This is a genomic window from Shinella sp. GW821-FHT10F02, assembly GCF_058809275.1.
Genome location: NZ_JBXASL010000002.1, coordinates 196,055 through 222,784, shown reverse-complemented (window position 1 = coordinate 222,784; position 26,730 = coordinate 196,055). Strand labels below are relative to the sequence as shown.

General features: G+C 61.5%; 25 protein-coding genes and 2 pseudogenes. 12 read left to right on the top strand and 15 right to left on the bottom strand.

The genetic code is table 11. From position 1 onward, the window contains the following. Positions 1–169: 169 nt before the first annotated feature. The 11 genes from AC1RWL_RS07010 to AC1RWL_RS06960 all read right to left on the bottom strand — a co-directional run bounded on the left by AC1RWL_RS07010 (position 170) and on the right by AC1RWL_RS06960 (position 11,460). Positions 170–1,198, bottom strand: coding sequence for a proline racemase family protein (locus AC1RWL_RS07010; RefSeq protein ID WP_493094029.1), 1,029 nt, complete (start codon positions 1,196–1,198; stop codon positions 170–172). A gap of 54 nt (positions 1,199–1,252) precedes the next feature. Further along, positions 1,253–1,933: a GntR family transcriptional regulator gene (locus AC1RWL_RS07005; RefSeq protein ID WP_493094028.1), complete on the bottom strand. Its 681-nt coding sequence runs from the start codon at positions 1,931–1,933 to the stop codon at positions 1,253–1,255. Positions 1,934–1,944: 11 nt separating this feature from the next. Next, positions 1,945–3,030, bottom strand: a complete 1,086-nt coding sequence (locus tag AC1RWL_RS07000; RefSeq protein WP_493094027.1) for an ABC transporter ATP-binding protein — start codon at positions 3,028–3,030, stop codon at positions 1,945–1,947. A gap of 12 nt (positions 3,031–3,042) precedes the next feature. Then, the gene (locus AC1RWL_RS06995) at positions 3,043–3,831 is read right to left on the bottom strand and encodes an ABC transporter permease (RefSeq protein ID WP_256119972.1); all 789 of its coding nucleotides are present in this window, start codon (positions 3,829–3,831) and stop codon (positions 3,043–3,045) included. Beyond that, positions 3,832–4,659: an ABC transporter permease gene (locus AC1RWL_RS06990; protein WP_493158298.1), complete on the bottom strand. Its 828-nt coding sequence runs from the start codon at positions 4,657–4,659 to the stop codon at positions 3,832–3,834. It lies immediately after the preceding gene. 123 nt (positions 4,660–4,782) lie between these two features. Beyond that, positions 4,783–5,922, bottom strand: a complete 1,140-nt coding sequence (locus tag AC1RWL_RS06985; protein ID WP_493094025.1) for an ABC transporter substrate-binding protein — start codon at positions 5,920–5,922, stop codon at positions 4,783–4,785. A 265-nt stretch (positions 5,923–6,187) separates the two neighbouring features. Further along, positions 6,188–6,754: a DUF1349 domain-containing protein gene (locus AC1RWL_RS06980; RefSeq protein ID WP_493094466.1), complete on the bottom strand. Its 567-nt coding sequence runs from the start codon at positions 6,752–6,754 to the stop codon at positions 6,188–6,190. Between the two features lie 68 nt (positions 6,755–6,822). Then, positions 6,823–7,788 carry an ABC transporter permease gene (locus AC1RWL_RS06975; RefSeq protein WP_493158296.1) on the bottom strand — a complete coding sequence of 322 codons (966 nt, stop codon included), beginning with the start codon at positions 7,786–7,788 and terminating at the stop codon, positions 6,823–6,825. Continuing rightward, a complete protein-coding gene (locus AC1RWL_RS06970; RefSeq protein ID WP_493094023.1) occupies positions 7,788–8,753 on the bottom strand; it encodes an ABC transporter permease in 966 nt (321 codons plus the stop codon). The genes AC1RWL_RS06975 and AC1RWL_RS06970 overlap by 1 nt, the downstream gene beginning before the upstream one ends. Further along, positions 8,750–10,300: a sugar ABC transporter ATP-binding protein gene (locus AC1RWL_RS06965; RefSeq protein WP_493094022.1), complete on the bottom strand. Its 1,551-nt coding sequence runs from the start codon at positions 10,298–10,300 to the stop codon at positions 8,750–8,752. The genes AC1RWL_RS06970 and AC1RWL_RS06965 overlap by 4 nt, the downstream gene beginning before the upstream one ends. 65 nt (positions 10,301–10,365) lie before the next feature. Beyond that, entirely contained in the window at positions 10,366–11,460 is a 1,095-nt protein-coding gene (locus AC1RWL_RS06960; RefSeq protein ID WP_493094021.1) for a substrate-binding domain-containing protein, read from the bottom strand. Positions 11,461–11,693: 233 nt separating this feature from the next. Here AC1RWL_RS06960 and AC1RWL_RS06955 point away from each other — a divergent pair, with 233 nt between their 5' ends. The 9 genes and pseudogenes from AC1RWL_RS06955 to AC1RWL_RS06915 all read left to right on the top strand — a co-directional run. Next, on the top strand, positions 11,694–12,644 hold the full coding sequence (locus tag AC1RWL_RS06955; RefSeq protein ID WP_493158294.1) for a substrate-binding domain-containing protein: 951 nt from the start codon (positions 11,694–11,696) through the stop codon (positions 12,642–12,644). 72 nt (positions 12,645–12,716) lie between these two features. Then, positions 12,717–14,306, top strand: a complete 1,590-nt coding sequence (locus AC1RWL_RS06950) for a sugar ABC transporter ATP-binding protein (protein ID WP_493094019.1) — start codon at positions 12,717–12,719, stop codon at positions 14,304–14,306. Further along, positions 14,303–15,265 (top strand): ABC transporter permease, encoded by a 963-nt coding sequence (locus tag AC1RWL_RS06945; protein ID WP_493094018.1) that lies wholly within the window; start codon positions 14,303–14,305, stop codon positions 15,263–15,265. The genes AC1RWL_RS06950 and AC1RWL_RS06945 overlap by 4 nt, the downstream gene beginning before the upstream one ends. 46 nt (positions 15,266–15,311) lie before the next feature. Continuing rightward, complete coding sequence (locus tag AC1RWL_RS06940) at positions 15,312–16,169, top strand: tetratricopeptide repeat protein (protein WP_493094017.1); 858 nt, start codon at positions 15,312–15,314, stop codon at positions 16,167–16,169. A 2-nt stretch (positions 16,170–16,171) separates the two neighbouring features. Further along, positions 16,172–17,167 (top strand): ABC transporter permease, encoded by a 996-nt coding sequence (locus tag AC1RWL_RS06935; RefSeq protein WP_493094016.1) that lies wholly within the window; start codon positions 16,172–16,174, stop codon positions 17,165–17,167. Positions 17,168–17,203: 36 nt separating this feature from the next. After that, positions 17,204–18,667 (top strand): aldehyde dehydrogenase family protein, encoded by a 1,464-nt coding sequence (locus AC1RWL_RS06930; protein WP_493094015.1) that lies wholly within the window; start codon positions 17,204–17,206, stop codon positions 18,665–18,667. A gap of 28 nt (positions 18,668–18,695) precedes the next feature. Continuing rightward, positions 18,696–19,715: a Gfo/Idh/MocA family protein gene (locus AC1RWL_RS06925; RefSeq protein ID WP_493094014.1), complete on the top strand. Its 1,020-nt coding sequence runs from the start codon at positions 18,696–18,698 to the stop codon at positions 19,713–19,715. A gap of 55 nt (positions 19,716–19,770) precedes the next feature. Further along, positions 19,771–20,238, top strand: a complete 468-nt coding sequence (locus tag AC1RWL_RS06920) for a GFA family protein (protein WP_493094013.1) — start codon at positions 19,771–19,773, stop codon at positions 20,236–20,238. Positions 20,239–20,251: 13 nt separating this feature from the next. After that, positions 20,252–20,353: pseudogene (locus tag AC1RWL_RS06915) on the top strand (LysR family transcriptional regulator); the annotation flags it as partial. A gap of 98 nt (positions 20,354–20,451) precedes the next feature. On the opposite strand, the gene AC1RWL_RS06910 reads toward AC1RWL_RS06915, so the two are convergent. Further along, a complete protein-coding gene (locus AC1RWL_RS06910) occupies positions 20,452–20,688 on the bottom strand; it encodes a hypothetical protein (protein ID WP_493094465.1) in 237 nt (78 codons plus the stop codon). Between the two features lie 194 nt (positions 20,689–20,882). Here AC1RWL_RS06910 and AC1RWL_RS06905 point away from each other — a divergent pair, with 194 nt between their 5' ends. Further along, positions 20,883–21,386 carry a hypothetical protein gene (locus AC1RWL_RS06905; RefSeq protein ID WP_493094012.1) on the top strand — a complete coding sequence of 168 codons (504 nt, stop codon included), beginning with the start codon at positions 20,883–20,885 and terminating at the stop codon, positions 21,384–21,386. A gap of 229 nt (positions 21,387–21,615) precedes the next feature. On the opposite strand, the gene AC1RWL_RS06900 is transcribed toward AC1RWL_RS06905, so the two are convergent. Further along, entirely contained in the window at positions 21,616–22,509 is an 894-nt protein-coding gene (locus tag AC1RWL_RS06900; protein WP_493094011.1) for a LysR family transcriptional regulator, read from the bottom strand. 153 nt (positions 22,510–22,662) lie between these two features. Here AC1RWL_RS06900 and AC1RWL_RS06895 point away from each other — a divergent pair, with 153 nt between their 5' ends. Next, positions 22,663–23,316 (top strand): hydrolase, encoded by a 654-nt coding sequence (locus tag AC1RWL_RS06895; RefSeq protein WP_493094010.1) that lies wholly within the window; start codon positions 22,663–22,665, stop codon positions 23,314–23,316. A gap of 98 nt (positions 23,317–23,414) precedes the next feature. Here AC1RWL_RS06895 and AC1RWL_RS06890 read toward each other — a convergent pair whose 3' ends face one another. Next, on the bottom strand, positions 23,415–24,314 hold the full coding sequence (locus AC1RWL_RS06890) for an SDR family oxidoreductase (protein WP_493094009.1): 900 nt from the start codon (positions 24,312–24,314) through the stop codon (positions 23,415–23,417). A gap of 100 nt (positions 24,315–24,414) precedes the next feature. On the opposite strand from AC1RWL_RS06890, the pseudogene AC1RWL_RS06885 reads away from it, so the two are divergent. Beyond that, positions 24,415–25,227: pseudogene (locus tag AC1RWL_RS06885) on the top strand (helix-turn-helix transcriptional regulator); the annotation flags it as partial. 448 nt (positions 25,228–25,675) lie between these two features. Here AC1RWL_RS06885 and AC1RWL_RS06880 read toward each other — a convergent pair. Further along, positions 25,676–26,695 (bottom strand): GlxA family transcriptional regulator, encoded by a 1,020-nt coding sequence (locus AC1RWL_RS06880; RefSeq protein WP_493094008.1) that lies wholly within the window; start codon positions 26,693–26,695, stop codon positions 25,676–25,678. Positions 26,696–26,730: the final 35 nt, after the last annotated feature.

Genomic DNA, 26,730 nt, shown 5'->3' with positions numbered 1-26,730 from the left:
AATACAAAGCCCTCGTTAAGCAAGCAACCGGCAGGCGGAATTTAGCGGATAGATCGATTTCAACACCGGATCCACACGCAGGACATGCGAAATGGCGCAGGAGACGCGCTTTCCCGATTGCTCCGGCAAGGCAGCCTGCCGGCGCAATCGGATTCGATTTCGTGGGGCCTCAGGCGAACCATGTGTCCGACAGGCGGTAGCCTTCCGGGAACGGATCCTCCGGATCCACCCCGTAGTGGCTGACACCCGTAAGCCATGCCCGACCGGAGATCTGGGGCGTGACGGCCGGGATTGGGCCGGCCGTGCCGGTTTCGAGGATTTCACAGTCGAATACCGTGTCGAGGATCGAGAGGTGGCGGAATGTCTCGCCGACCGCCAGGTCTCCGCGGGCATGAAGCAGGGCCATGCGGGCCGATGTGCCGGTGCCGCACGGGCAGCGGTCGAGCCGACCGGGCGAGACCACCACTGCGTTCTTCGAGGTTTTCACGCCGCCCAAGACCTGAAGCGGGCCGGCGAACTCGACCTGGTTTATCGTATGGATTTGCGGGTTTTCGGGGTGGATGGACGGCAACTGGCTTGCCGCCGCTGCCTTGATCTTTTCACCCAGTTCCACGAGCAGGCGGGCTTCGCTGCGATCGAGCGTCAGGTTCAGGTCCTCAGCGTCCACGATGCAATAGATCATGCCGCCGTACGCGACATCCACCCGCAGCGTGCCGAGATCGGGGACATCGATCGTCGCGTCGCGGTGCATCACGAACGAGGGGATGTTGCGGAAGGTGATGCGCTTGCACTTGCCGTTCCTGCATTCCGCGGTGACTTCCACAAGGCCCGCGGGTGTGTCGACCCGGACGATCGTCTGTGGCTCGATCATCGGGATCATGCCGGCTTCAAGTACCACCGTGACCGTGCAGATCAGATTTGAGCCGGACATGGGGACGAAATAGTCTGATTCCATCACGATCATGCCGATATCCGCATCGTCGCGGCATGGGGGCGTGATCAGGTTGACTGCGGCGTTGACGCTGCCGCGCGGATCGAAGAGCAGCATGTTTCGAAGCCAGGCGCCATCGCGTTCGAGGTTCTGCATCCTCTCGAACATGGTCTTGCCTTTGGGTGGCAAGACGCCGCCGGTGATCACGCGGCCAACTTCGCCTTCCGCATGGGCGCCTACGACGGTAATAACGCGATCAAGTTGCATGTCTTTCCTCTATTTCAAATGAATGCCGCCGGCGTGGTGAGTTGTCGGCGTGGATCACGGCGCCTTTTTCAGCATATTCAGGCTTTTCGTCACATCGTCTCGTGCGCCGGAAATATGCCGGGCCAGCAGGCGTTGCGCCAGCGCCGCGTCCTGCTGCACGAATGCGGCCGCGATTGCCCGATGATCCTCAAGCGCGTTTCGCCGGGCCTCGGCGTTGTCGATCTGCAAGCGCAGATATCGGTCTGCCGACTTGTAGAGAGATGATAGGACGGCGAGCGACCGCCAGCGTCCCGACGCGCTGGAAAGCGCCTTGTGAAACGCCCAGTTCAATTGGCTGAGTTGGGCTGGAGACGCGTCGTTGGCGACCCCGCGCTCGTATTCGTGCAGCGCCTTTCGTACCCGGTCGATGTCCTCTGCCGTCGCCTTCGTCACAGCCTGACGAAGAATGCTGGGCTCGAGGACGAGGCGTGCCTCGAAGATGTCGATGGCGTCTTCGACGGTCAGTTGCGCGACGACTGCACCCTTGTGCGTGTGGATCTGTACGAAGCCTTCCGCCTCCAGTTGAACCAGAGCCTCACGGATGGGAATTCGCGACACGCCGAATTCCTCGGCAATGGCCTCCTGGCGGATCTGCTGGCCGCCGGGATAGACCCCTTCGACAATGCGGTCCCTGATCAATTCAAGGACGGTCGCGGTAACCGTGTGGCGTTTTATGATGGAGGAGTTGGGAGTCATGTCGTCAACGCTCAGTGGCTGGGGGATGCTGGCAGCACGACAGACCCGTCGTGGGGCCAGCAGACATGCACACGGTCACCCACATTCGGTCTGTTCAGACCCGGCGTGTTCTGTACCTGGGCACGAAGCGCTTCTCCCCCGTCGCTGACGAGATGGTAGAAGGACCGGCTGCCGGTGAAGAGCACGTCGGTCACGGTTGCCGCAATGGCATTGTCCTGCGCGGGATCTTCGGCGAACAGCGAAATCGCTTCCGGGCGCACTGACATGATGGCAGCGCTCTTCGAGGCGATCTGGTTCGTGGGCTGGTAGTGGAAGCTGCCCTCCGCCGACCTGAACGCCCTTTTGCCGGACGCGTCTTCAACGATGGTTCCATGCAGGATATTGGTCTCACCTAGGAACTTGGCGGAGAAAAGACAATTCGGCCGGTTATACATATCCTGTGGCGTATCGACCTGAACGATCTGCCCGCGGTCGATCAGCACGACGCGGTCCGAAAGGATCATGGCCTCGTCCTGGTCGTGCGTCACATAGATGAAGGTCGCCCCGGTCTCTGCGTGGATGCGCTTCATCTCCGTCAGCATGTGCTGCCGGATCTTCAGGTCGAGTGCGGCGAGCGGCTCGTCGAGAAGGAGAACCTTCGGCCCGTTGACGAGCGCGCGGGCAAGCGCAACACGCTGGCACTGGCCGCCGCTCAGCTCGGTGATGAAACGCTGCTGCAGGTGATCCATCTGCACGATGCGAAGCATATTGCGGACCCGTTCCCGAACTTCGTCCTTGCCTATACCCTTCACCTTGAGGCCGTAGGCAACATTCTCGAAGACGTCCAGATGGGGGAAGAGGGCGTAGCGCTGGAAGACCATGTTGACCGGGCGCTTTTCCGGCGGAAGATTTGAGACGTCTTTTCCGTCGATCTTGAGCGATCCGCTCGTCAGGCTCTCAAAGCCGGCGAAGATGCGCATCAGCGTCGTCTTTCCGCAGCCGCTCGGGCCGAGCAGCGTGACGATCTCGCCCTGGGCGATGGAAAGATTGATGTCCTGAAGCGCCTTGAAGCTGCCGAAGGCCTTGTTGCCATCCGTGATTTCGATGATTGGGGACATGGGCGTTTTCCTTCAAGCGACGTCGCGGCTGGAGAGATTTGTCGCGCGTTTCATCGCGGCAATGGCAAGGGCGATGGAAATGATGGCGATGGTAAAAACCATCGCGAGCGTGGAAATCGCGTTGATGAGCGGCGTGACCGTGCGGCGCATCATCGACCAGATGTACATGGGCAGCGTCGTCTCGGTGCCCGATACGAAGGCCGTGACGACGAACTCGTCGAACGAAAGCGCGAAACTGAGCACGGCACAGGAAATGAGCGTCGGCGCGATGAGGGGGAGGGTGACCCGGCGAAACGTGAGGACCTGGGATGCCCCGAGGTCGCGCGATGCTTCCTCGAGGTTCGGATCGAACAAGGCGAGCCTGGCTCGCATGGCAATCATCAGCATTGGAAGCGCCAGGACCACATGGGAGAGCACGATGGTGATCATCGAGAGCTGCACGCCGACCTGGGAAGCGAGCACCAGCAGCGACACACCGAGGAACAGGCCGGGAAGGGCAATCGGGGTGATGCACAGGATTTCAAGCACGGTGCGGCCCTTGCGCCCCAGCCGCAGCCAGGCCAGCGACGCGGCAGCGCCGAGAAGAAAGGTGATGATCGCCGTCAGCGTCGCGATCCAGAAGCTCTTCCACAAGGCCGAACCGAGCTGCGGGTCCGAGAAGATCTGTGCATACCACCGCATGCTGTAGCCGGTGATGGGGAAGGTGAAGGAGGGGCTGGCGTTGAAGCTGAACAGAACGATCAGCGCCAGCGGGATGAGCAGGAATGCCAGGATCAGGTAAACGGTGATACGGAGGATCATCTACTTGTCCTGCTTTAAGATCGTCGTGCTCTTGCGGGAGCGGGTGAGGCCTGCCGCGCGGGCAAGTGCCGTGATGATCAGGTAGATCAGGATCGACAGGGCAAACATGATGAACGCCTGTGCCGCGCCGAGCGGCCAGTTGCCGGTCTTGCGGAACTGGTCGGCGATGAGGAGGCCGGTGGTCTGGCCCGATGAGCCGCCCACCATCTGCGGCGTCACGTAGTCGCTGGCCGCAAGAATGAAGGTCAGCATGAAGGCCCCGATCAGGCCTTGCGCGGCATTGGGTGCGACGACCCTCATGAAGGCGCCGATCGGGCTTGTCCCGAGGTCGCGGGACGCCTCGATCAGCTCCTTCTTGATTTCGCTCATCGCGGAAATCACCATCAGGACCGCGAAGGGTAGATAGATGTGCACGAGGGTCACGCCCACGGCGAAGGGGCTAAAGAGAAAGGCCTCGATGGGCGTTGAAATTATGCCCAATTGCAGCAGTGCAGCGTTCAGAAGGCCGTTCGTGCCGAGCAGCGTGCGCCACGCATATATCCGCACCAGATAGCTGGAGAACCAAGTGATGAGGATAAGGTAGAAGATCACCTTGGAGCGGGTGACGTAGGTCAGGTAGTAGGCGATTGGCAGCGACAGCAGCACCGAGATCGTCGCGGTGACAAGGCCGATGAGCAGCGCGTTGAGCGTGACCTTGAGAAACAGCAGGGACTGTATCGAAGAGAGATAATTCGTCAGGACGAAGTCCGGCACGATACGGAACGAGCTTGCCGTCCAGAAACTGTATGAAAACAGCAGCAGGCTCGGGGCGACGAAAAAAATCACCATATAGGTGACTGCCGGAGCCGCGAGGAACCCGCCCGATTTTTGTGAACTGACCACCGAAATTTACTCCTGATACCGTTGCATTCCGGGCCGCTTTGCAAGATGCAGCCCGGAATGCCGGTGCGCTTACATGCCGGCCTTGAACTGCTGCCAGGCCTGGATCCAGTCGTCGTAGCTTGCCACCTCGCCCTCCGCCTCGACGGGCGGAATGCCGGGAAGTCCCGCGGAGAAGATCTGGTCGATCTTTGAATAGTCGATGCGTTCCCGAGCGGCTTCGTCGAGGAGCTCGACCGCCTTCTTCGAGACCGGGGCCTGGTGGATGCTCATGCAAACATTTGCCTGCACCTGCGGGTCAAGCGATTGGTTGATAAAGGCATGCGCGGTTTCCACATTGTCCGCCGAGACGGGGATGAACCATGCATCGACCCACAGGACCGGGCCTTCTTCCGGAACCGCCATTTTCAACGGTACGCCCTGCGCGGTGACCTGCTGGATGATCTGCGGATCTGCCACCACCACGGCCAGCACCTCTTTGGAGGCGATGAAGTTCGCGACATCGCCCTGGTTGATGGCGATCAGGCGGGCCTGGTCACGGAAGGCGACGAAACCGTCGAACGCGGTCTTCAGCTCATCCTTCGTGAGGGCAGGGTATTTCTCGCCGAAACCGGCCAGCCGGGCAATCAGCGGCCAGTTGCCCGTGGCGTCGTCCATGATGGCGATCTTGCCCTTGAGCTCCGGCTTCAGCAGGTCCTTGTAGGATTTCGGCTCCTCCATCTCGGCGGAGTTGTAGAGGAGCGTGTTGAAGCCCCAGATGTAGGGGGAGCCATAGAGCGTCCCGTCCTTGAACCATGTCGGCTTGTCGAAGAAGACGCTGAACAGGTTGTCGGCGTTGTAGTTTGGGATTTTCGAAACATCGAGCGGCGAGACGATCTTGATCTGATCGATGTAAAGCTCGCTGTAGGCCTGGTTGTATTCGGCAAGGTCGAGCGGCGGCGGATTGCCGGCGATGAACTTGGTATGCACATCATCCTGCGACGCGATCGACGTGGTTTCGACGGTGACACCGTTTTCCTCGCGCCACGTCTTGAGCTCGTTCGTCAGGTCATAGCCTTCCCACGCCATGACCTGAAGAGTACCGCCCGTTGCGGCGGAGGCCGGCGTGGAAAACAGTCTTCCAAAGCTGACCGTCAGGCCGGCAGCTGCGCCGCCGATCAGAAGTGCCCGGCGGGCTTCGCTGAAGTTTGGAGTTGCGTATTTCGGTCCCATGGTCGTATTCCCCTTGTTTATAGGAGACAATATATTGGATACATTACGAGTGGTGTCAACGGTTTTTTAACGAGACCCTTGCCCCGAAATCTGGCCAGGAACCGATGCGCACGGTGATGTAGTGGCTTGGCGCCGGGCGGTTTCCGGCTCCTCCGAGTATGCGAAAAGTGAAGATTGGATATAATATAACAATAAGGCAATTCGAAATGCAATAGTCCGGCCCCAGCGGCATTGTTGATCCCGCCGGGGCCGGGTTGGTGCTTCTTCAATCGTGCAATTCGCGCGCGATCGGCGGCCCGATAACGAAATCCTTGAACCGGGCGGTGAAGCCGGCGCGCTGCGGCGAGCAGCACATGACGCCCACCTGCACCGTCTTCGTCGGCGGGAAATAGGCGAGGCGGACCGGTGTCCAGGCGCCGTTCTCGCTGTTGAGATATTGGACCCGGATCGCCTCGCGATGGCGGGTCAGCCGGATGCGGATTCCACCGGGATCGACAGGCACCTGGACCAAAGACCAGTCGGATTGGTTGTTGGTAACGACGACGGAGAAAAACATCCGCCCGTCGGTGAATTCGATGCCGGTCTTGATCCAGTGGCTCTCGCTCAGGCGCATCATCAGGCCGGCCTGATCGTAGAGAACCTCGTAGTCGCCTTGAACCGTGACCTCGGCGCTGAAATCGCCCTCGACGACCCGGGACAGGAAATGGCCGTCGTCGCGCCAGAAATCGTAGAAGGTTTCCCGCCAGTAATCCGTCTTGTCTCCGGTGACGACCTCCAAAGTGCCATCCTGGTAAGAGTAGGATGACGGTTCGCTGTACCATTCGAGCTTCATTCCAAACGCATCCATGCGGCTTCTCCTTGTGTTGATGGGGCGGGTAGATGGTTTCGTTCCGGGCAGGTTTATGGGTGGGCCTGTGCCCGCCTGTTGCTGACGAGCAGCATCAGGATGATCGTGCTGCCGTAGGTGATCAGTCGCAGCGCCTCGGGCGCCTGCATCAGGGAAAGCACATTCGAAAGGAGCGTGAGCGCGAGCACGCCCACGACGGTGCCGAGATATCTGCCCTCGCCGCCTGTCACCTTCGTGCCCCCGACGACGACTGCGGCGATGCTCGGCAGCAGCATGGGATCGCCCATGGCCTGAAAGGCCTGTCCCGAATAGCCCGAGAGCAGCACGCCCCCCACGGCGGAGCAGAGCCCGGCCCACAGGAAGGCGAAGAAAACCACGGCGCGCGTTCGGATGCCGGCAAGGTAGGCGACGCGAGGGCTGCGGCCCATCGCATAGATCCAGGCGCCAAGCGGCGTCAGTCGCAGGACGAGGACGAGGATGCCGCCGACGAACATCCAGACCAGCGCGGCCACGGGAACGACGTCGAACACGCGCCCGACGGCGAGGTGGCGCATCAGGGGGGAGGCATTCGTCTGCGGGCTGTAGCCACCCGCATAGACGACGGTCAATCCGAGCAGGATGGCGTTGACGCCGAGCGTCCACACCATGGATGGCGCGCGCAGGATGGCAACGCCGAAAGCGTTGAGGCCGCCGATGGCCAGGCCCAGTAGCAGGGCGACGGAGATTGCGGTGCCGTCGTTGGCCCAGGCCGCACCGCTGCTGAAAACCCCGCAGGCGAGCATGCCGGCCGCGGTTGCAGTCCAGGGCATGGAGAGGTCGATCTCGCCGAGCAGGAGGACCACCATCGCGCCGCTGGCAAGAATGCCCACGAAGGCCGCGATCTGCAGCTGCTGCATGTAGTAATTCACCGAGACGGTCGCCGGATACATGATGCCGATTGCGATGCTCAAAGCGAGTACGAAGAGGCAGGCGATCCAGATCGGTCTCTCCACGCGGAAAGCCACGGAAAACAGGTTCATCATTGGAATGCCTTCAGGCGGTTGGGGTCGCGGACCAGCGTGAGGGATGCGGCCGCCACCGCGGTGATCAGCACCATGCCTTCGAAAAGCGGTTGCGCGAGGGGCGGGGCACCGGTGAAAAGCAGCACGGCGCTGATCGCGCGTAGCGCATGTGCGCCGAAGATCGCGCTGAGCGGCGACCCCGCACCGCCCCGCAGTGACAGCCCGCCGATGACGATCGCGGCGATGGAGTTGATGGTATAGGGCACGCCGATCGTCGCATCGCCCGAAAGGGTCTGAAAGCCGAGATAGAGGCCGGCAAGGGCGGAAAACAGCCCCGAAAGCACGTAGGCGGCGATAATCGATCGCTCGATGCGAAGGCCGGACAGCCGCGCAGCCTGCGGCGCGGATCCGGCGGCGAATATGCCGCGCCCGAGGGATGCCCGCGATATCGCGGCCCAGGTGCAGGCGGCGATGATGGCTATCAGCAGCGTGGAGACCGGCAGGACACCGAACAGGATGGCCGTCATCGCGTAAGCGAGCCCTGTATCCACGTCGCCACCGGGAAAGGGCCTGATGAAGAGGGCGAGGCCGCTGAAGACCGCGCCGGTGGCCAGCGTGCCGATGATCGGCTGGAGACGACCATAGACGATGAGCGCGCCATTGAGCGCGCCGCAAAGCGCGCCCGCGGCAAGCACGGTCAGGACGCCGACGGCAATTTCGACGGGCGAACCCTGCACCAGTTCCGAGGCGAGTGCATTGGTCAGCGCCACCATTCCCCCGACCGAAAGATCAAGCCCGCCGGTCAGAACCGGAAAGGTCTGGGCCAGCGCGACAAGGGCGAGCGGCGCTGCCGAATTGGCGTAGGACTGGATGACGAAGCTGGAAATGCCGCGTGGATGCACAGCGAGATAGACCGCCAGCACGATGATGAAAACCGCCGCGCCAAGCAGGACCGGCATGTGTCGTGATGTCAGGATTTTCATGGCCGGATTTCCGTATCCGCGGGGTTTCGGGCGGTCTCGGGACGCGTCATGTTGAGCGACGCTTCCATGATGTTGACCTCGTTGATGGCTTCGCCTTTGAGTTCCCGCCTGATGGCGCCGCCATAGAGAACGAGCACGCGGTCGCACATGCCGATGAGCTCTTCGAAATCGGTGGTGAGAAAGAGAACGGCCGCACCGCGGTCCGCGAGCTCGCGAATGAGCGCATAGATTTCCTGCTTGGTGCCGACGTCGATGCCTCGCGTCGGATCCATGAGAATGTAGACCGCGGGCTCATTGAGCAGCAGCCGCGCGAGCAGAACCTTTTGCTGGTTGCCGCCGGAAAGCGACGAAACCGGCGCGTCGGGTGATGCAATCTTGATGGCCAGTTTCTGGGTAATCGCACGGCTACAGGCGGTTTCGGCAGCCTGGTCCCGCAGCCCGTATCTGCTGAGCTTCCCCGTCACGGAAAGTAGCATGTTGTCACGGATCGATTCCGCCAGCAGCAAGCCGTCCGTCTTGCGATCCTCCGGAAGAAGCATCACCGGTCGCTGGCCCGCAATGGCCGCCGCGGGGCCGGCCGGCTTGAACGGCTTGCCATCCAGTGTCACCGAGCCTGCCGTCGTGCGAATGGCACCATAGAGGGTTTGCAGGAGTTCCTTCTGGCCCTGTCCTTCGAGACCACCGATCCCGAGCACCTCGCCTTGCCGGAGTGCAAACGAGATGTTGCGCACCTTGTCGACTGCTGAAAGCCCGGAGACGTCCAGCACGATGGGCGCATCGGCCGGCACAGGACGCCGGGGCGGGAAAACCTGAGAGATCTCGCGGCCGGCCAGCATCCGGCATATCTCGTCATGCGAGCGCGCATGCGCGTCGAATGTCTCTATCAACTGGCCATTGCGCAGCACGCTGCACCGGTCGGCAATGCGCTCGATCTCGGTCATCCGGTGCGAGATGTAGATGACCGTGAGGCCCTCGCGCCGCGCGTCGGCGATGATGTTGAAGAGCCGGTCGACATCGTTGCCGGGAAGGGAGGCCGTCGCCTCGTCGAGGAGCAGGATGCGCGGCTTCTTGGCGAGCCCCTTGGCGATTTCCAGCAACTGTTTCTGGGTAAGGGACAACTGACCGACATGGGTGCCCGGATGGATGTCGCCCAATCCGACCAGGTCAAGCCAATGGCGCGATTCCGCACGCTGCCGGCGCAGGTCGATCCAGCCGAATTTCGACCGTGGCGGATTGGACAGAAAGAGATTGTCCTCGACCGAAAGATGCGGGACGAGGGAAAGCTCCTGAAATACTGTTGCAAGCCCGAGTGTCTCGGCAGCTTGCGGGCCGTCATGGTCGAGGCGCTTGTCGAAGAGATCGACAGTGCCCGTATCGGGCGCGAGGACCCCGGTCAAAATCTTGATGAGCGTGCTCTTGCCCGCCCCGTTTTCCCCGAGCACCGCATGCACCGTGCCGGCCTCGATATCGAGGCTGACATCGGCCAGCGCCCGTGTCGGCCCGTAGGATTTGCCGACGCCCCTCAATCGTATCGCATTCACCGTCATTCCTGTCCCTTCTCGTCGGTTCCGGCCAAAGCCGGCGGGCTTAGGCACAGCCCGCCGGCGCCGCTTCACTTGGAGGTCAGTTCATCCGCGGTGAAGAGCAGGTTGCATTCCTTGAAACCCGTCGCGGTGTCGAAGGAGGCCGGGAGTTGCGAGAAATAGGCGACGCCGTCCTTCCAGTCCGTCGATGGCAGCGACGGCGGTGGCAGCTTGATGCGCTGCGGCATCTGCTTTCCTTCGAAGGTCGAGAGGGCCGCGAGAATGGCCACTGCCGAAACCGAAGGCGAGGAGCCGATCGCAACGCCGGTGAAACCGTTTTCGGCGAGCATGCGAACGGCGCCGTTCATCGTGTCCGAACCGAAGGGCACGGCCGGATGCTTGGCGTCGAGCAGCGCCTGGATCGAGCCCATGCTGCCATAGGCATTGGCGACGCCGACAAATTTTCCGTGCGCAGCAACGGCTTCCGCCGTCACGCGCTGCGACGTGCCGACATCCCAGTTGCCGACGACCTCGACCACTTCAAAGGGCGTTCCCTGGAACACCTTCGTGAAGCTTTCGGTCTGCTGCTTCTCCGTTGCATTTCCCTGCAGGCCGCGAACCCAGAGCACCTTGCCCTCGGTGACGTTCTTCGCCTTCAGGTCATCGAGGATGGCCTGTGCCTTTTTGGCGGCGATGTCGCCGTGGTCGATATCGACGATGAGGTGGTTGTCGTTGAAGACGACATTGTCGAAGGAAACGAGAAGCGTGCCTGCCTGGTTGGCACGGCCGATCACGGCATCAAAGGCCTCCGGGTTGACGGCGATGAACAGCACCGCGTCGTAGCCGGCCGCAACGTAATTCTCGATCGCTGCAATCTGCGCCGCGACGTCGTTGCCAACGCTGACAGCCGTGAACTCCTTGATCTTCGCGGCAATCTCGGGCCGCTTAACATAGGACTCCGCAGCGCGGATCATCTGGATGCGCCAGTCGTTGCCGGCAAAGCCGTTGACCAGCGCGATGCGATACGGGCCATCGCGCGGCGTCACGGCAGACAACTGTTTCGTGTCGGCGTCCCAGGCCGCAAAGCATTCCGGAAAATAGCTCTCCGCAGCCTTTGCGCCTGACGCGCCAAGACTGATCGCCAGTATCATCGCTGCCGTCGTCGATTTCCAAATTTTTCCCATCTGAAAGCTCCCTCTTGTTGGTCGGCTCAGCCGTACGGGCGAGAGAATAATATCCAATATATTGATGTCAATATACGAAATTGGCAGAGCAAGGACATCGACGTGGACTGCTCGCAGGCATCACTTCCCCGTGAAATAAATGTCCGGACCGCTTGACATACGATAAAATTGGAGATTGGATGCAATCATACAATCAACAAAAATGAGGTGGAGCAATGAAAAAACTGCTTAAAATGACGACGCTTGCCGTTTCGGCTTTCTTTGCGGCCGTGGCCCCGTCGGCGGCTGCCGACAACCCCTACGGCGCACCGCCGTGGACCATTGGTTTTTCGCAGGACACAATGGACCACCCGTGGCGAGCCTTCATGGTGACCAGCGCCGAGGCGCAGGCGAAAAAATATCCTGAGCTGATCAAGCAATTCATCTACACCGACGCCAAGGGCACCAACGAGAAGCAGATCGCCGATATCGAAGACCTGATCGCCCGCGGCGTGGACCTCATCATGATGAGCCCGCGCGAAGCCCAGGCGCTCGTTCCGGCCGTCGAGGCGATCAAGAAGGCGGGTATTCCGCTCGTCGTGCTCGACCGCGAAATCGTCGGCGAGGACTACAATGTCTTCATCGGTGGCAACAATCTCTCGCTTGCCGAGGGCCTGGGCAAGCATGTGCTCGGCTCCGTCGGGGAGAAGTTCAGCTACCTCGAACTGGAAGGCATTCCAGGCGCCACGCCGACGATCCAGCGTCACCAGGGCTTTGCGGCTCAGCTCGAAGGCAAGGCTGATATCAAGCTGTTGGACGCGCGGCCTGCCAATTACGACCTCGCCCCGGCGATTCCGATCGTTGAAGACTGGCTGACGCGCTATCGCGACCAGTTCCAGGTCATCTATGCCCACAACGATCCCATGATCCTCGGCGCCATCAACGTGCTGAAGGAAGCCGGCTACAAGCCCGGCGACGTCTATCTCATCGGCGTCGACGGACAGCGCGAAGCGTTCCAGGCGATCAAGGACGGCTGGTTGCAGGCAACCTCGATCTACGCCACCGGCGGTGCGATCGGCCTGGACATGGCGGTGCGGGTGCTCAAGGGCGAGCCTGTTCCCAAGCGGATCACCACGGAAACGCCGATCGTCACCAAGGACAATGTCGACGAGTTCTACAACGCCGACCTTCAATACGTGCGCTGAGGATTTCCGCTGGAGGCGCGGGCTGCCGGTTGATACCGGCCGCCCGCGAACTCGCAGGAAGGTGAATTGTTGATGGCAAACAGAACCAACGGTCAGAGCCCGCATCTGAAGGCCGTCCCGAAGGGCGAGCCTGACGTGCTTTTGACGATGGCCGGAATCTCGAAGTCCTATCCGGGTGTGAAGGCGCTGTCGGACGTCGGCTTGCAGGTCCGGGCCGGCGAAATCCTGTCGCTGGTCGGCGAAAACGGGGCCGGCAAATCCACCATGATGAAGATCCTGGCGGGCGCGGTGAAGCCGGATGCGGGCACGATCTCTATCGACGGCAAGCCGGTCGAGCTCAGCGACACCTCGACTGCCCATCGCATGGGCATCAGCACGATCTACCAGGAACTGATGCTCGTCCCCCATCTCAGCGTGGTCGAGAACCTCTTTCTCGGCAATCTGGTCCGCAACCGCTGGGGCCTGCTCGACTGGAAGGGCATGCGCGCACGCGCCGTCGAGATCATGCGTGATCTCGGCTATCCGGGCTCGATCGATGTGGCGATCCGCGATCTGAGCGTCGCCGAGCAGCAACTGGTGGAGATCGGCAAGGCGATAACCCGGCCCTGCCGCCTGCTGATCATGGACGAGCCGACCGCGCCTCTCAACCGCGAGGAGGTCGAGCATTTCTTCAAGATCGTCCGCAAGCTTCAGAAGGCGGGCACCTCCATTATCTTCATCACTCACCACCTCAACGAGATCTTCGAAGTCTGCGATCGCGTCGTCGTGCTGCGCGACGGCCAGATGGTCGGCGAGTCCGACGTTGCGCACCTTTCCGAGTCCCAACTCGTCGAAATGATGCTCGGCCGCAAGCTCAGCCTCGAAAAGCGCGAGTGGGATCGAGGCGTGGCGCCGGATGCCGACGTCGTGCTCGAGGTCGATGGCCTGTCGACCGAGGAACTCCTGAAGAACGTCTCCTTCAGGCTTCGCAAGGGCGAGGTCCTGGGCCTTGCCGGCCTCATGGGCTCCGGCCGCACGGAAATCCTGCGCAACATTTTCGGCGTCGACAAGCCAAGCGCGGGAACGATCCGTGCCGAGGGCAAGCGTGCAATGTTTTCCGGCCCGCGACAGGCGCTGGAGGGCGGCATCGGCCTTGGTCCCGAGGATCGCAAAAGCGATGGCCTCATCCTGTCGATGCCGATACGGCACAATGTGACCCTCTCGTCTCTGGCGCGTTATGTGGGGCCTCTCGCGCTACGGCGGAGCCGCGAAGTGGCTGCGGTCAAGGATCTCTGCCAGCGTCTCCAGGTCAAATACAGCTCGACCGAGGTGCCTGTCGGCAAACTCAGCGGCGGCAATCAGCAGAAGGTCATCCTGGCGCGGCTGCTCGATGCCAAGGTCGATATCTTCCTGCTCGACGAGCCGACCCGCGGCATCGATGTCGGCGCGAAAGGGGCGATCTTCGACCTGATCCGCCAGCTTGCGGCGAGCGGTGCGAGCGTCATCATCGTCTCCTCGGTCATCGAGGAGTTGGTTCACGTCTGCGATCGCATCATCTGCCTCAATCTCGGCCGCGTGACAGGCGAACAGGCGCGCGCCCAGTTCGACATAGCCGAGATCATGATCAATGTTATGGGTGGGCATTCAGAGGCTCCCCAGGCGCGCGTGGGAGATGCGCGATGAAGGAACGTCTTTCCATAAACAGCAATCTCGTGGTCCTGGCCGTTCTGCTTGTCGTGGCAGGGCTTGCCTCGCCCTATTTCTGGACGATCGAGAATATCGTCAACCTGATCCGCGTCACCTCCCTCATCGGCATCATCGCCGTCGGGATGAACGTCGTCATCATTTCGGGCGGCATCGATCTTTCGGTTGGCTCTGTCGTGGCACTCGTCGGCACGCTCGCCGCCTCGCTCGCGACGGCAGGCTATCCGCTCGGCGTCGTCGCGCTTGTGCCCATCGCTGCCGCGCTCGTTGCCGGCCTCGTCAACGGCGCCCTCGTCGCACTGCTTGGCTTCCAGCCCTTCGTTGCCACGCTGGTGACGATGACCGTCTTTCGCGGTTCGGGCCTGGTCTACAGTGCCGGCCAGCCGATCTATGCGGATTATCCGGCCTTCATCGGCTTCCTTGCGCGCGGCACGTTCGGCGGCATCCCCGCGCCAGCCGTCCTGTTCCTCGCGATCGTTCTCGTCACCTGGTACGTGATGCGCTTTCGCGCCATCGGCCGCATGATCTACATGGTCGGGGCCAACGAGAAGGCTGCCTACTATGGCGGCGTGTCGGTATGGCGGGTGAAGCTTTTCACCTATGTCTATTGTGCCGCACTCGCCGGTATTGCGGGCCTTATCCTCACCGCGCGCATGGGATCCGGCGAGCCCGGGCAGGCCGGTGTTCTCTATGAGCTTGACGCGATCGCAGCCGTGGTGATCGGCGGCACGGCCCTTCAGGGCGGCCGCGGCTCGGTCTGGGGCGCGCTTGTCGGCGCGCTCGTCATCGGCGTCATGTCCAATCTCTTCAACCTGCTGGGCGTTGCGCCGGAGTGGCAGAATGTCTCGAAGGGCGCGGTCATCCTCGCCGCCGTCATCATGGCCGGTGCCGGCCCCTTCATCGGCGCGATCTTTGCCAGGAGGGCATCCAATGGCTAGCCCATACGTTATCGCATCTGCGCACGAGTCTTCCCTCCGGCGATGGGTGGCACCGTTTTCCCTGCTGCTGTTCCTTTTTGCCACCATGAACGGCGGCGCCTACCTCCTCGCGCCCGCGCTTTTCCAGGCGGACCAGGCGCGTGGACCCTATACGCTCGCCAACAACTACGAACTGACCCGCGTCTACAGCCGCTCGCTCGAAGGCTACCAGCAGATCGTGCAGCAGTTTCCGGAAAGTGGCTATTACGATGCGGCGCGCATCGGCATCGCCAATTCGCTGATGGGGCTTGGCCGCCGCGAGGAAGCCATCGCGCAGTACCAGCAACTGCTGACGACCCTCAGCGCGGGCGAAACCCTCAAGGCCAATCGCCTCGCTGTGCTGTCCAAGCTCGCTTCAGCACTCGAAGAAGCCGGCGACATGGCGCAATTCCCTGATGTGTACGCGCTTCTTGCGGTAGAATATCCCGATAGTCCCGCGACGGCGGACGCCAAACGATATGCGGACACCATCGCGGCGGCCACGGCAAATGCAACCGACTCACAATCGGTCGGCGGATCCGATCTCGTCGCGATCGACATCGCGCCCGCAGTGGTCGGGCAACCCTTTACGATGTCGGTACGCGTCGATCCCAAGGCAGTGCCCGCCGGCATCTTCTCCATCGCACTCAACAGCAGCTTCGTCTCGGCCTTCGACATCGTGTCTGTGAAGCCTGCCACAGGCGGCACCAGCGACTATTGGGGCAAACGCTTCTTCCAGTTTTCCATGGCCGGCGAGCCGCTTGAGGTGGTCTTCACGCTCAAGGCAAAGGCTGCCGGCAAGCAGCTTCTCGATATCGATCTGGAGAGCAATTTCACGCTGGTCGAACTCAACACGACCATGTCCGTAGACGTGGCGGGGCAATGACCATGGCAAATATGCGCGCATTCATCTCCAGCCAGCCGATCGTCCTGGTGCTCATTGCACTCGTTGCCGTGTTCACAATCGTTGCCGATGGCTTTGCCGACGCCGCCAATATCAGCAATGTGCTGCGCCAGACATCGATGCTCGGCATCGTCGCGATCGGCATGAGCATCGTCGTTCTGACCGGCGGCATCGATCTTTCGGTCGGTGCGGTGGTGGCGCTGGCAACGGTTCTCGTCGCCGGCATCGCCAACACCCATCCGCCGATCCTCGGCATCAATCTCGCGCTTATCGCCGGAGCAGCGGTTGGCTTCATCAACGGCATCCTGATCGCCGGCCTTCGCCTCCAGCCGATCATCGTGACGGTTTCGACAATGGCAATCGTGCGGGGCCTCGCCATGTGGCTGTCGGATTCGCGTCCCATTTTCGGCACGCTGCCAAAAGAGTTCTTTCAGCTTGCCGAAGGCCTGATCGCCGGCATTCCGGTGCCGGTCATCATTTTTGCCGTCCTCGCTGTCGCGACGATGCTTTTCCTGGGAAATACCCGGACCGGGCGTGCCATCTACCAGATCGGTGGCAACGAGGAGGCGGCGGTGCTCAGCGGCATCAAGGTGGGCGCGACCAAGGTGATTGCCTATACGCTCTGCGGCACGTTTGCGGCCGTTGCGGGCATCATCCTGACCGCCCGCATGCAATCGGGCGATGCGGTGCGGACCGGCATGGGCTGGGAGCTGGACGCCATCGCCGCCGTTGCGGTCGGCGGCATCTCGCTGATGGGCGGCCGCGGCCATCTCGTCGGCGCCATCTGCGGCGTGCTGATCATCGGGTTCCTCGCCAATGCCTTCAACCTCATGGGCATCAACCCCTATTGGCAGCGCATCGTGATCGGCCTCGTGCTGGCCGTTGCTGTGGTTGCCTACAACGAGCGCATCCGCGCGTTTCTGCTCTCCCGGCGGCGCGCGCAACCGCCGGCCCGGGGCGTGCCGGCGCCCGCGGAATGATCCTATCGAATTCTTGAAACCAAACAGGTGTTTGCAATGTCTCATCGTCAATACGGGCTCTGGATCAACGGCGCGGTCGAGCGGCCCGCGGAAAACCGGACCTATGACCGATACTCTCCGGCCACGGGCGAACCGGTCGCGAGCGTTTGCCTCGCCACGCCGGAGGATGTCGGCCGTGCGGTCGCGTCCGCCAAGGCAGCGTTCAAGTCGGGTGTCTGGTCGAAAATGCCGGCGATCGAGCGCGGCAAGATCGTCCAGCGCTTTGCCGACCTGGTGATGGCCGAACTCGATCACCTCAGCGTCATCGAGGCAGATGAGGCGGGCAAGACCATGGCGGCTGCCCGCGGCGAGATCGAATGGTCGGTGGAGCTCGCGCGCTTTGCCGCCACGCTTGCCTGGAACATCCCGGGCAGGGTGGTCAACCACGAAGGCGCCGAGAAGCTCGGCCTGGTGACCCATGAGGCACTCCCGGTCGTCGGCATGATCCTTCCCTGGAACTTCCCGACGGTCACGCTTTTCCAGAAGCTGCCCTATGCGGTGGTTGCCGGCTGCTCGGTGGTGATCAAGCCCTCGACCTTCACGCCGGGCACGACGCTGGAATATGCCCGCCTCGCCAAGGAGGCTGGAATCCCCGACGGCGTGATTTCCGTCCTGCCGGGCAATGGCGACGAGGTCGGGCGCACGCTTTGCCTCCATCCCGATATCGACATGATCTCCTTCACGGGCTCCACCAATGTCGGCAAGGAGATAGCCGGGCTCTGCGGGCAGACGCTCAAGAAGGTGGCGCTCGAACTCGGGGGCAAGGGCGCCAACATCGTCTTCGCCGATGCCGATCTCGACGCTGCCGTGGATGGCGCGCTCGCCGCCTTCACGATCAATCAGGGCGAGGAATGCTGCGCCGGCGCCCGCCTTCTCGTCGAGAAGGCGATTGCCGGCGATTTCGTCGAGCGCCTTGCCATCAAGGCCCGCGCCTTGAAGCTCGGTACGTCGAAGGATGCCGATGCGGATCTCGGCCCCATGATCCACGAGCAGCACCACGCCAAGGTGCTCTCCTATATCGAAACATCGAAACGGGAAGGCGCGACGCTCGTGACGGGCGGCGGCCGGCCTGCGGATCCGAGGCTCGATGCGGGATATTTCGTCGAGCCGACCATCTTCACCGGCATTACGCCCGAGATGACCATCTTCAACGAAGAGGTCTTCGGTCCCGTTCTCGGGGTCACGACCTTCGAAAATGAGGCGGAGGCGATCACACTCGCCAATGCCACGCCCTATGGCCTGGCCAACGGGGTCTGGACGAAGGATCTCGACCGCGCCATGCATGTATCCGCCGCTCTCGAAAGCGGCTTCGTCTATGTCAATTGTTATCTCGAAACCGTACCCCAGTTGCCGTTCGGCGGCGCCAAGGCGAGTGGGCTGGGACGCGAGAATGGCACGGAGGGCCTCCTGGAATTTATGCAGACCAAGTCGACCTTCATGCGCCTTCGCGCCACGCGCTGAGCACCATCCGACCTCAAGGACATTATCAATGAAGCCAGTTCGTTTTGGTATCCTCTCGACCGCAAAGATCGCACGGGATTGGGTCATCCCCGCCATGAAGGCGGTGGACGAATGCGAGGTCGTCGCGATTTCCTCGCGCGACCCGGAGCGCGCGGCCTCCGTCGCGTCCACGTTCGACATCCCGCAGCACTATGCGTCGCTCAGCGAGATGCTGCGCGACGATAACGTCGAGGCCGTTTACATTCCGACGCCCAACAACTGCCATGTCGATGAAGCAATCGAAGCGCTGGAGGCGGGTCGGCATGTGCTCTGCGAAAAACCGCTCGGGCTCGATGCAAAGGAGGCCGAACGTCTCCAGGCCGCCCAGCTGGCCACCGGCCTCCAGGTCTCCGAGGCCTTTATGGTGCGCTACCACCCCCGCTGGCTTGCCGCACGCGACATCATTCGCAGCGGCAGGCTCGGCCGCGTCACGCAGATTCACGCCACCTACAGCGTCATGAACGACAATCCGGAAGATATTCGCTTTCGACCGGAACTGGGCGGCGGCGCGCTCGGCGATGTCGGCATCTATCCGATCACGGCCGCGCGCTTTCTGTTCGAAGACGAGCCGTTCGCCGCCACCGCGACCTTCGAACGGCAGTCTCCCGATGGCGTCGACATCGCCGTCGCCGGCATGCTGGAATTTCCGGGCCACCGCAATCTGCTCTTTTCAGGCGCGCTGCTCCAGGCCTGGTCGCATTGGATCATGGTGACGGGCACCGAGGGATGGATGGAGTTGCCGGTGTCCGTCTGGCCGTCCGCACAGCAGGAAACCGTCATCCGCCTGCGCGGCCGCGACGATCTCTATGACCAGAATGTGGAGACGATCCGCTTTCCGCCGACTAACCAGTATGAGCACGAGGTCCGCACCTTCGCGAGAGCCGTGCGCGGTGAAATCGAACAGCCCTGGCCCATCTCGAATGCTGTCTCCGGCATGCGGGTGCTCGATGCAATAAGGCAATCAGCCGCCACGGGCGCGCGAATCCGGATCGATGGCAACTCAGCCTGATCACGGGCTTACGATCCCGCGGCGGCTTCGTTCGAGTGGAAGAGGGGAATGGATCTTGGGCAAACCACTTCGCGGATCATGCCTGTGTGGAAAAGTAGGCATCGAAGTGTCCGAGCCCGCCCTGATAACGATGGCCTGCCATTGCAGGGGATGTCAGAAACTGACATCGAGCGCCTTTTCGCTGTGCGCCTCAATCCCGACCCCCGGTTTTAAGGCAACCGGCATCGAGCCGGTTGTCGGCGCTCTGCACGGCGACACAAGGCACCTCTATTGCCCACACTGCAAGACGTGGCTGTATAGCCTGCCAGCGGGTGTCGAATCCTACGTGAATGTGCATCCGACGTTGTTCGATCATGTCGAATGGCTATTTCCGTTCGTGGAAGTCCACACCGCAGAAAAGCTGGCCTGGGCCACCACGCCGGCAATCCATAGCTTCACGGGTTTCCCGGAGCCCGAGACATTTCGACAACTGGTTGAGGAATTCCAGGCTGCGGCATCCTCAACAAATGTAAATTCCATTTGATGGATTTCTTATTCGGTCACGCAATGCAATCGAGCCAGTCCTTCGCCTTTCCTTGCTTCTTACGATCCGCCATGCCGTCCGGGCGGGTGTCGGCGCCGGACATCTCCCTATATCGGCCGACGAGAGTGCTTCAAATCTCTTCCAACTGCCGCGGTCTGGTTTTAGGGCAATGGAACGTTATCAGATCGGCGGCGATGCCTGACGCCACAAGGCTCAAGATGCCGAATATTTCACCGTTACGCCGCGTTGCCGGAAATAGGCCTGCATTAGCTTCCTGCCGGATCGGTTGTTGTGTGCGAGCCTAGCCGGGTCGAATGTTGCCTCTTTCAAACCCGCCCGCGTCAACGCTGCCTTGAGGGTCGCTATATGCGTGTCGATGTCGGCGTTGTCCGCCTGAAGCGATTCATAGATGCGGTTTGTTGCATCTGCCACGGTCGGTTCGCTCACCAGTACACTCCTGCTATTGTTTGACTGCGCTTACCACATTTTTCCGATTGGCCAAATTGTGAGTTCGGTACACCGCGTCCGGGATTGCAAAAGACCTCCCTCCGGCAGACATTTCAGCACCTAAAGCCTTTTTTCATAGAACGCCTGGGACCGGACTGCTGCAAAGCCGGGGCAGGCTGATTTTCAGAGAACGGAAAATGGCGAGCGAAGAGCACCAGAACAAATCCTTGGCGGCCAAGGCGGCATGGCCGCTGCTCGTTCTCACGGCTGCGCTACAGGTGTATGTGGGTCTGTCGTCCGTAGCCTACGTCTTCATGGGAGTGGCGAACCCGGCCTCTGGGCTCGGTGGGTGGACAACGGCGACCATGGGCGGGCTTCAGTCTATCGTCGCCGTCGCAGCTTTCGTGCTGGCCGCCCGACGCGATCTTCGCGGCACTACCCTTGCAGTGGCCGGCAGCATAGTCCTGGGCTGGCTTTCGACGTTGCCGTCCTTCGTTGAGCAAGGGCTCGACTTTTACGGCGACGACAGAGTTACACCCGTCTACTTCGTCGTATCGCCCCTCTTGGCAATCGTTGCAGCAACGCTTGCATGGCGCAACGTCTATCCGATCGCGGCCGCCCTCATCGTGAGCGCGATGACCTTTTTAGGCATTTTGATCGTCATCGCCTTCGCAATCATCATCGCGGTATACGGCTTCTGAGATCAGCCTGAGGAACAGCAAGGTGTGCAGCATTGTATACGGATGGTGTGGGCGATTTGGCTTGATGGGGCGGGATTTATCGACTTCTGTCGCCTAACATCATCTTGAATCGCGTGACTACAGCCCGACCTTCTCCCGCCGAGACGCATGATGTGAGCCTTCGATTTCAACATCTGCACAGGCAAGAGCGTAAAACGCATTCTGCAATAAGACTTCGCTCTGTTTCTGTTTAACCGTCCCAACCCCAAACGTCCCGGTTTTGGGCGAAATACTCGATCAGCATTTCAATGAGCACCCGGACTTTGCGCGCAGGGTGCTTACCCGGCGGTCGGACGACATAGGCACCTGCTGAAGGTGGGGGGTAGCCTGTCATCACCGGAACGAGCGCGCCGGAGACCACATATTGGTGTGTGATGCAGTCGGGGAGCCAGGCGATGCCCAGTCCTGCTGCCGCGGCGGAAGCAAGCGCAGTCGCATTGTCGGCCTTGAACCTGCCCTGCGGCTGAACCGTGACGATCTTTTCGCCATCCATGAACTGCCAGGCTTCCGTTCCCTGCATGAGGGCCTGATGGTCGGCGAGCTGTTCCACCGTCTCCGGTGAACCGTGCGCTTTGATATAATCCGGGCTTGCGACAAGCTTTCCATAGATCGGCCCGACGCGCTTCGCGATCAAGTTGGAGTCCTGAAGGTAACCAACCCGGATCGCGCAATCGAAACCTTCGGCGACCAGATCGACAAAGCGATCGCTGTAGGCGGCATGGATGTGGAGCTGCGGGTGGCGCTGCGCCATTTCCGCAAGCACGGGGGCGAAGTGGGTCGGGCCGAAAGAGAGCGGCATCGCCACCCTTAGGCGGCCGCGCAGCTCACCGGTCGGCAGGATCGCTTCTCTCGCCGTATCGATCTCGGCGCTGGCCCGGGCCGCATGGTCCCTGAACGTCATTCCCGCTTCGGTGAGCGCCGCGCCGCGGGTCGTGCGTGCAAGAAGCTGGACACCAAGCTCCGCCTCAACCCGAAAGAGCCGCCGACTGACGATCGACTTGGAAACGCCGAGCCGGCGCGCGGCGGCCGAAACACCCCCTGCATCGGCCACGGCAACGAATGTCTGCAGGTCTTCGATGTCCATTCCGCGTTCCTCTTTTCGCTACACAGCTTGCCTGATTATGGCACTACCGCATCACGAAAAGGAACGGCAAATTGTGTTCCGGCGACGTCACCCACTGGCGCATGTCTCCCGTGAACCCAATGCCGCCCATAGCGGCAGAGAAAGGAAATATTGATGACCCTTCGTAACGGCCTCGATTCGCTTCTTCGTCCCGAAGACTCGGTCCTCGTTCTGATCGACCATCAACCCTACCAACTCGCAAACCTCAACAGCCACGACCCGCAAGCTGTGGTCAACAGCACGACCGCGCTGGCGAAGCTGGCAAAAGCCTTCAATGTTCCGACCATTCTCACCAGCGTGATCGCGGCGCGGGGTGGACTTCTCTTTAAGCAGATCACCGACGTATTTCCGGGTCAGGACGTCATCGATCGCACATGGGTGAACACTTGGCAGGACGAGAATGTGGTGAACGTCGTCAAGGCGACCGGCCGCAAGCAATTGATCATCGCCGGCCTGTGGACCGAGGTTTGCGTCGCAATGCCTGTGATCCAGGCCGCCGGCGAAGGCTGGGACGTGACCGTGATCACCGATGCGTCGGGCGGGATTTCGAAGGAGTCTCACGAAGTTGCCATCCAGCGGATGATCACGGCCGGCGCGAATGTGATGACCGTGATGGCGCTCGCCGGCGAATGGCAACGCGATTGGGCGCGCACAGAGCATGTCGAGGCGCTGACCGAGATTCTCATCCAGCACTTTGGCGGCAGCGGCATCGCCTACTTGTGGGAACAACAGCTGCTCAACACGCCGGTGCCCGGCGCCGCCGGCTGATCTCCGCTGCGGATGACCAGGATTTCGAGCAACCGTCCGCTCGTCGACCTGCGTCATCCGCATGACCTTACTCGTATTGATGTCGAACGCGTCAGACGTCAGGCCGTCTTCACGGAATAATCCATCTGCCGCAGGTCCTCGATCAGGCTCGGGCCTGCCGGCACCCAATCCAATTTCTCCCGCGTCTGGGCGCTGGATGCCACGATATCCGCCCCGGCGAACATCGCGAACCAACCAAAATGCGGCGCCGCCTCGTCCGGCGAAAGAGAGACAACCGGAAGATCGAGGCCTGCAGCGACCACCTCGGCTATGTCCCGCGCCGCCACGCCTTCTTCGGCGACAGCATGGTAACGGGCACCCGCCTCGGCGCGATCGAGGGCAAGCACATAGAGCTTCGCCACATCGCGTACGTGGCCGGCCGCCCAACGGTTGGCGCCTTGCCCGACATAAGCGACCACGCCCTTCTCCCGCGCCATCCCGATATAGGGGGAGATCAAGCCCTGCTTGAAGGTATCGTGCACCTGCGGCAGCCGCACGACGGACAGATTGACGCCTGCTTCGAGCAAGGCCTGCCCCGCCAGTTCCGACGCGATGCGCGGATTGAAATGATGTGCATCGAAAACGTCTTCCCTGGCAGGCCGACCATCGCCTGGGTCCCCGATGCCAACGCCCGATGTGATGAGCAGCGGCCGATCCGACCCCTTCAGTACAGACCCGAGTGCGGCAATGACACCGCGATCCTTTTCGCAATTTGCCACGAAATTCGTGAAATTATGATCAAAGGCAGTATGGATGATGGCGTCGGCGTTCCGTGCTCCATCCGCGAGGCCGGTTGGGTCCTCCAGCGTTCCGAGATGAGCGCTTGCGCCTGCCGCTGCCAAAGCGTCCGCGCCTGCCTTGGAGCGGGTGAGGCCAATGACTTCATGGCCGGCGGCTAGCAATTCGGGAAGAATCCGGGATCCGATGAAGCCTGTGGCACCCGTTAGGAAAACACGCATGGGAAAGTCTCCGATATTGACGTAGCGCCTGATCCCATGAAAAATTGTCCTGTTAAAGTAGTGACTTTATCATGGTATAATCACCAACAGGATCATCAGCGTGAGCGATTCCGAAAATATCCTGGGCACGTTCTTGCGCGACCGGCGCATGCGGCTTGATCCCGCGACATTCGGCTTCCAGGTAGGACGCCGCCGCACGCCGGGCTTGCGTCGCGAAGAGGTCGCCCAGCGCTCGAATATAAGCCCGACCTGGTACACTTGGCTGGAGCAGGGGCGCGGCGGAGCACCATCAGCCCATGTGCTTGATCGGATTGCCAGCGGGCTCATGCTGACCGAGCCTGAACGCGACCATCTTCACATTCTCGCTTTCGGCCATCCGCCGGAGGCGCGATACCGCCAGCCCGAAGGCATTACCCCGCGGCTCCAACGTGTCGTCGATGCAATGCCCCTCAGCCCTGCCATTATCAGGACAGCCACATGGGATGTGGTGGCGTGGAATGCGGCAGCAACCGTGATCCTCACGGACTATGCCAAGCTCCCCAAGGATAAGCGCAACATCCTTCGCATGATGTTCTCTGACGAACGGGTTCGCGCGGCGCAGGACGATTGGCAAAGTGTCGCGCGCTATGTGGTCGCCGCTTTCCGAGCCGATGCCACGCGCGCAGGTGCCGGCGCGGAAATTCAGCAATTGGTGGATGAGCTTTCAGCCAGCAGCCCGGAATTCAAGGCACTCTGGGAGGACAATGAAATCGCGGGGTTCCGAGACGGCGTCAAGCGCCTCCACCATCCTGTTCTGGGGCCGATAGAACTTGAATTCTCGAATTTTGCGGTCGAAGGCAGATCTGACCTCAACATGATGGTTTACAGTCCAGCGAACCCTGAGGTGATGGAGCAGTTTCGCTCGCTTATTTCGCGGACGTGTCGCGGAGGCAGCATGTCTGATAAGACCGCTCCTATGATAAATGGAGCCTCCGCGGTACCTGTGCAGGAATCAACGGAACGTCGACCCTCGGCACTAACATCGCCTCACAAGACGACACCCGAAATGGCCGCTATCTTTCGATGTCGAAGGGGAACTTGGAATCGTTTAGCAGAATGAACGCAGCGGCGCGCGTGACGAGACCTGAACGGAAACGGCCCGTTGTCTTGCGCGCTCGATCTCCGCGCGCTTTGTCAGAGTACGTTATGAGCTAGGGTGGCCGACGCGTCAGGCGGCACAACGGCGTGCCGGGCAAATTGTGAGACTTTATACCGTGGAGATAGGTCGCTCTTAGCTAACGCATATTGCTGATCCAGGTTCACGACGCCGTCGGTGCGCTGAATCAAGCCGATAGGCCCGAGATTGATGAAGCCGTGAGAAATTAAATAGAGTTTTGTTGGACAAGATGTGGGTGCCCAAAGCGAAAGACGCTGCTGTCCAGGGACTGCCGCCGATCACGGCTGGGCGGGACGCCGAAGGTCTTCTTGTAGGTGCGTGAGAAGACTTCCAGAGAGGAGAAGCCACAGGCAACGGCAATCTGCGTGACGGACAGGTCGGTCTGTTGAACCAGCTGATGGGCTCGCTCCATCCGCAGCATGTGTTGGACCTGCGCCATGCCGGCGCCGAGCTGCTGCTGGAACAGGCGCTGCAGATGGCGTTCTGAAACGCCGACCATCTCGGCGATCCGCGCACACGTCTTGGGCTCGTCAATCGTAGAGAGCATGATCTGGCGCGCGCGGGCGACGGGATCGCGCGCCGCCGTGCCCTGATCGCCGATATCGAGCGCCTGCTGGCGGTCGCTGCCGTGGCGCTTCTGCAGCAGCAGGTGCTGGGCAACCTCGGTTGCCAGTTCCTGTCCCGCCGTGCGAGCGATGAGCGCCACCATCATGTCGAGCGTCGCGCTCGCGCCCGCCGAAACCGGCCGCCTTGCATTGAGGCTGTAGAGCGTGTTGATGACGTTCACGTCTGGGTAGCGCTCCCGCATGCCCTCGATATTGTACCAGTGGACGGGCGTGGCGTGGTCCTCCATCATGCCGGCTGCGGCCAGAATCTCGCTTCCCGTCTCGACGCCCCCGACTTCGGCGCCCGCCCGCTCGGCCCAGCGCAGCCATTTGAGCAGACGGTTGTCCGTCGCGGCCTGCCTCGCGTCGAAGCTCGCCAGCACCAGCACCGCATCGAAACGCTCCGTGGTGCCGAGCGGATGATCCACGGGGGTCTGGACCCCGCTGCTCGCCGTCACCGCGAAACCGTCGGTCGACAATGTGCTCCAGGAGAAGAGCTTGCGCCCCGCGACCCAGTTGGCGATGAAAAGCGGCTCTATCACCATCGCCATCGCCAGATGGGAGAATCCCGGTACGAGCACGAGGCCGAAGCGGTAAGGGCTGGAAGGTTCGAGCGCCATTTGAAGCCTTTGATAATATCGGACATGAGACGTCA

Excerpts from the sequence above, each read along its gene's own strand:
- AC1RWL_RS06890 (WP_493094009.1), bottom strand. The coding sequence starts at position 24,314 with ATGCGTGTTTTCCTAACGGGTGCCACAGGCTTCATCGGATCCCGGATT.
- AC1RWL_RS06945 (WP_493094018.1), top strand. The coding sequence starts at position 14,303 with ATGAAGGAACGTCTTTCCATAAACAGCAATCTCGTGGTCCTGGCCGTT.
- AC1RWL_RS06880 (WP_493094008.1), bottom strand. The coding sequence starts at position 26,695 with ATGGCGCTCGAACCTTCCAGCCCTTACCGCTTCGGCCTCGTGCTCGTA.
- AC1RWL_RS06905 (WP_493094012.1), top strand. The coding sequence starts at position 20,883 with ATGGCGAGCGAAGAGCACCAGAACAAATCCTTGGCGGCCAAGGCGGCA.
- AC1RWL_RS06930 (WP_493094015.1), top strand. The coding sequence starts at position 17,204 with ATGTCTCATCGTCAATACGGGCTCTGGATCAACGGCGCGGTCGAGCGG.
- AC1RWL_RS06970 (WP_493094023.1), bottom strand. The coding sequence starts at position 8,753 with ATGAAAATCCTGACATCACGACACATGCCGGTCCTGCTTGGCGCGGCG.
- AC1RWL_RS06990 (WP_493158298.1), bottom strand. The coding sequence starts at position 4,659 with ATGGTGATTTTTTTCGTCGCCCCGAGCCTGCTGCTGTTTTCATACAGT.
- AC1RWL_RS06900 (WP_493094011.1), bottom strand. The coding sequence starts at position 22,509 with ATGGACATCGAAGACCTGCAGACATTCGTTGCCGTGGCCGATGCAGGG.
- AC1RWL_RS06985 (WP_493094025.1), bottom strand. The coding sequence starts at position 5,922 with ATGGGACCGAAATACGCAACTCCAAACTTCAGCGAAGCCCGCCGGGCA.
- AC1RWL_RS06975 (WP_493158296.1), bottom strand. The coding sequence starts at position 7,788 with ATGAACCTGTTTTCCGTGGCTTTCCGCGTGGAGAGACCGATCTGGATC.
- AC1RWL_RS06950 (WP_493094019.1), top strand. The coding sequence starts at position 12,717 with ATGGCAAACAGAACCAACGGTCAGAGCCCGCATCTGAAGGCCGTCCCG.
- AC1RWL_RS07010 (WP_493094029.1), bottom strand. The coding sequence starts at position 1,198 with ATGCAACTTGATCGCGTTATTACCGTCGTAGGCGCCCATGCGGAAGGC.
- AC1RWL_RS06955 (WP_493158294.1), top strand. The coding sequence starts at position 11,694 with ATGACGACGCTTGCCGTTTCGGCTTTCTTTGCGGCCGTGGCCCCGTCG.
- AC1RWL_RS06980 (WP_493094466.1), bottom strand. The coding sequence starts at position 6,754 with ATGAAGCTCGAATGGTACAGCGAACCGTCATCCTACTCTTACCAGGAT.
- AC1RWL_RS06960 (WP_493094021.1), bottom strand. The coding sequence starts at position 11,460 with ATGGGAAAAATTTGGAAATCGACGACGGCAGCGATGATACTGGCGATC.
- AC1RWL_RS07000 (WP_493094027.1), bottom strand. The coding sequence starts at position 3,030 with ATGTCCCCAATCATCGAAATCACGGATGGCAACAAGGCCTTCGGCAGC.
- AC1RWL_RS06935 (WP_493094016.1), top strand. The coding sequence starts at position 16,172 with ATGGCAAATATGCGCGCATTCATCTCCAGCCAGCCGATCGTCCTGGTG.
- AC1RWL_RS06925 (WP_493094014.1), top strand. The coding sequence starts at position 18,696 with ATGAAGCCAGTTCGTTTTGGTATCCTCTCGACCGCAAAGATCGCACGG.
- AC1RWL_RS07005 (WP_493094028.1), bottom strand. The coding sequence starts at position 1,933 with ATGACTCCCAACTCCTCCATCATAAAACGCCACACGGTTACCGCGACC.
- AC1RWL_RS06965 (WP_493094022.1), bottom strand. The coding sequence starts at position 10,300 with ATGACGGTGAATGCGATACGATTGAGGGGCGTCGGCAAATCCTACGGG.
- AC1RWL_RS06995 (WP_256119972.1), bottom strand. The coding sequence starts at position 3,831 with ATGATCCTCCGTATCACCGTTTACCTGATCCTGGCATTCCTGCTCATC.
- AC1RWL_RS06895 (WP_493094010.1), top strand. The coding sequence starts at position 22,663 with ATGACCCTTCGTAACGGCCTCGATTCGCTTCTTCGTCCCGAAGACTCG.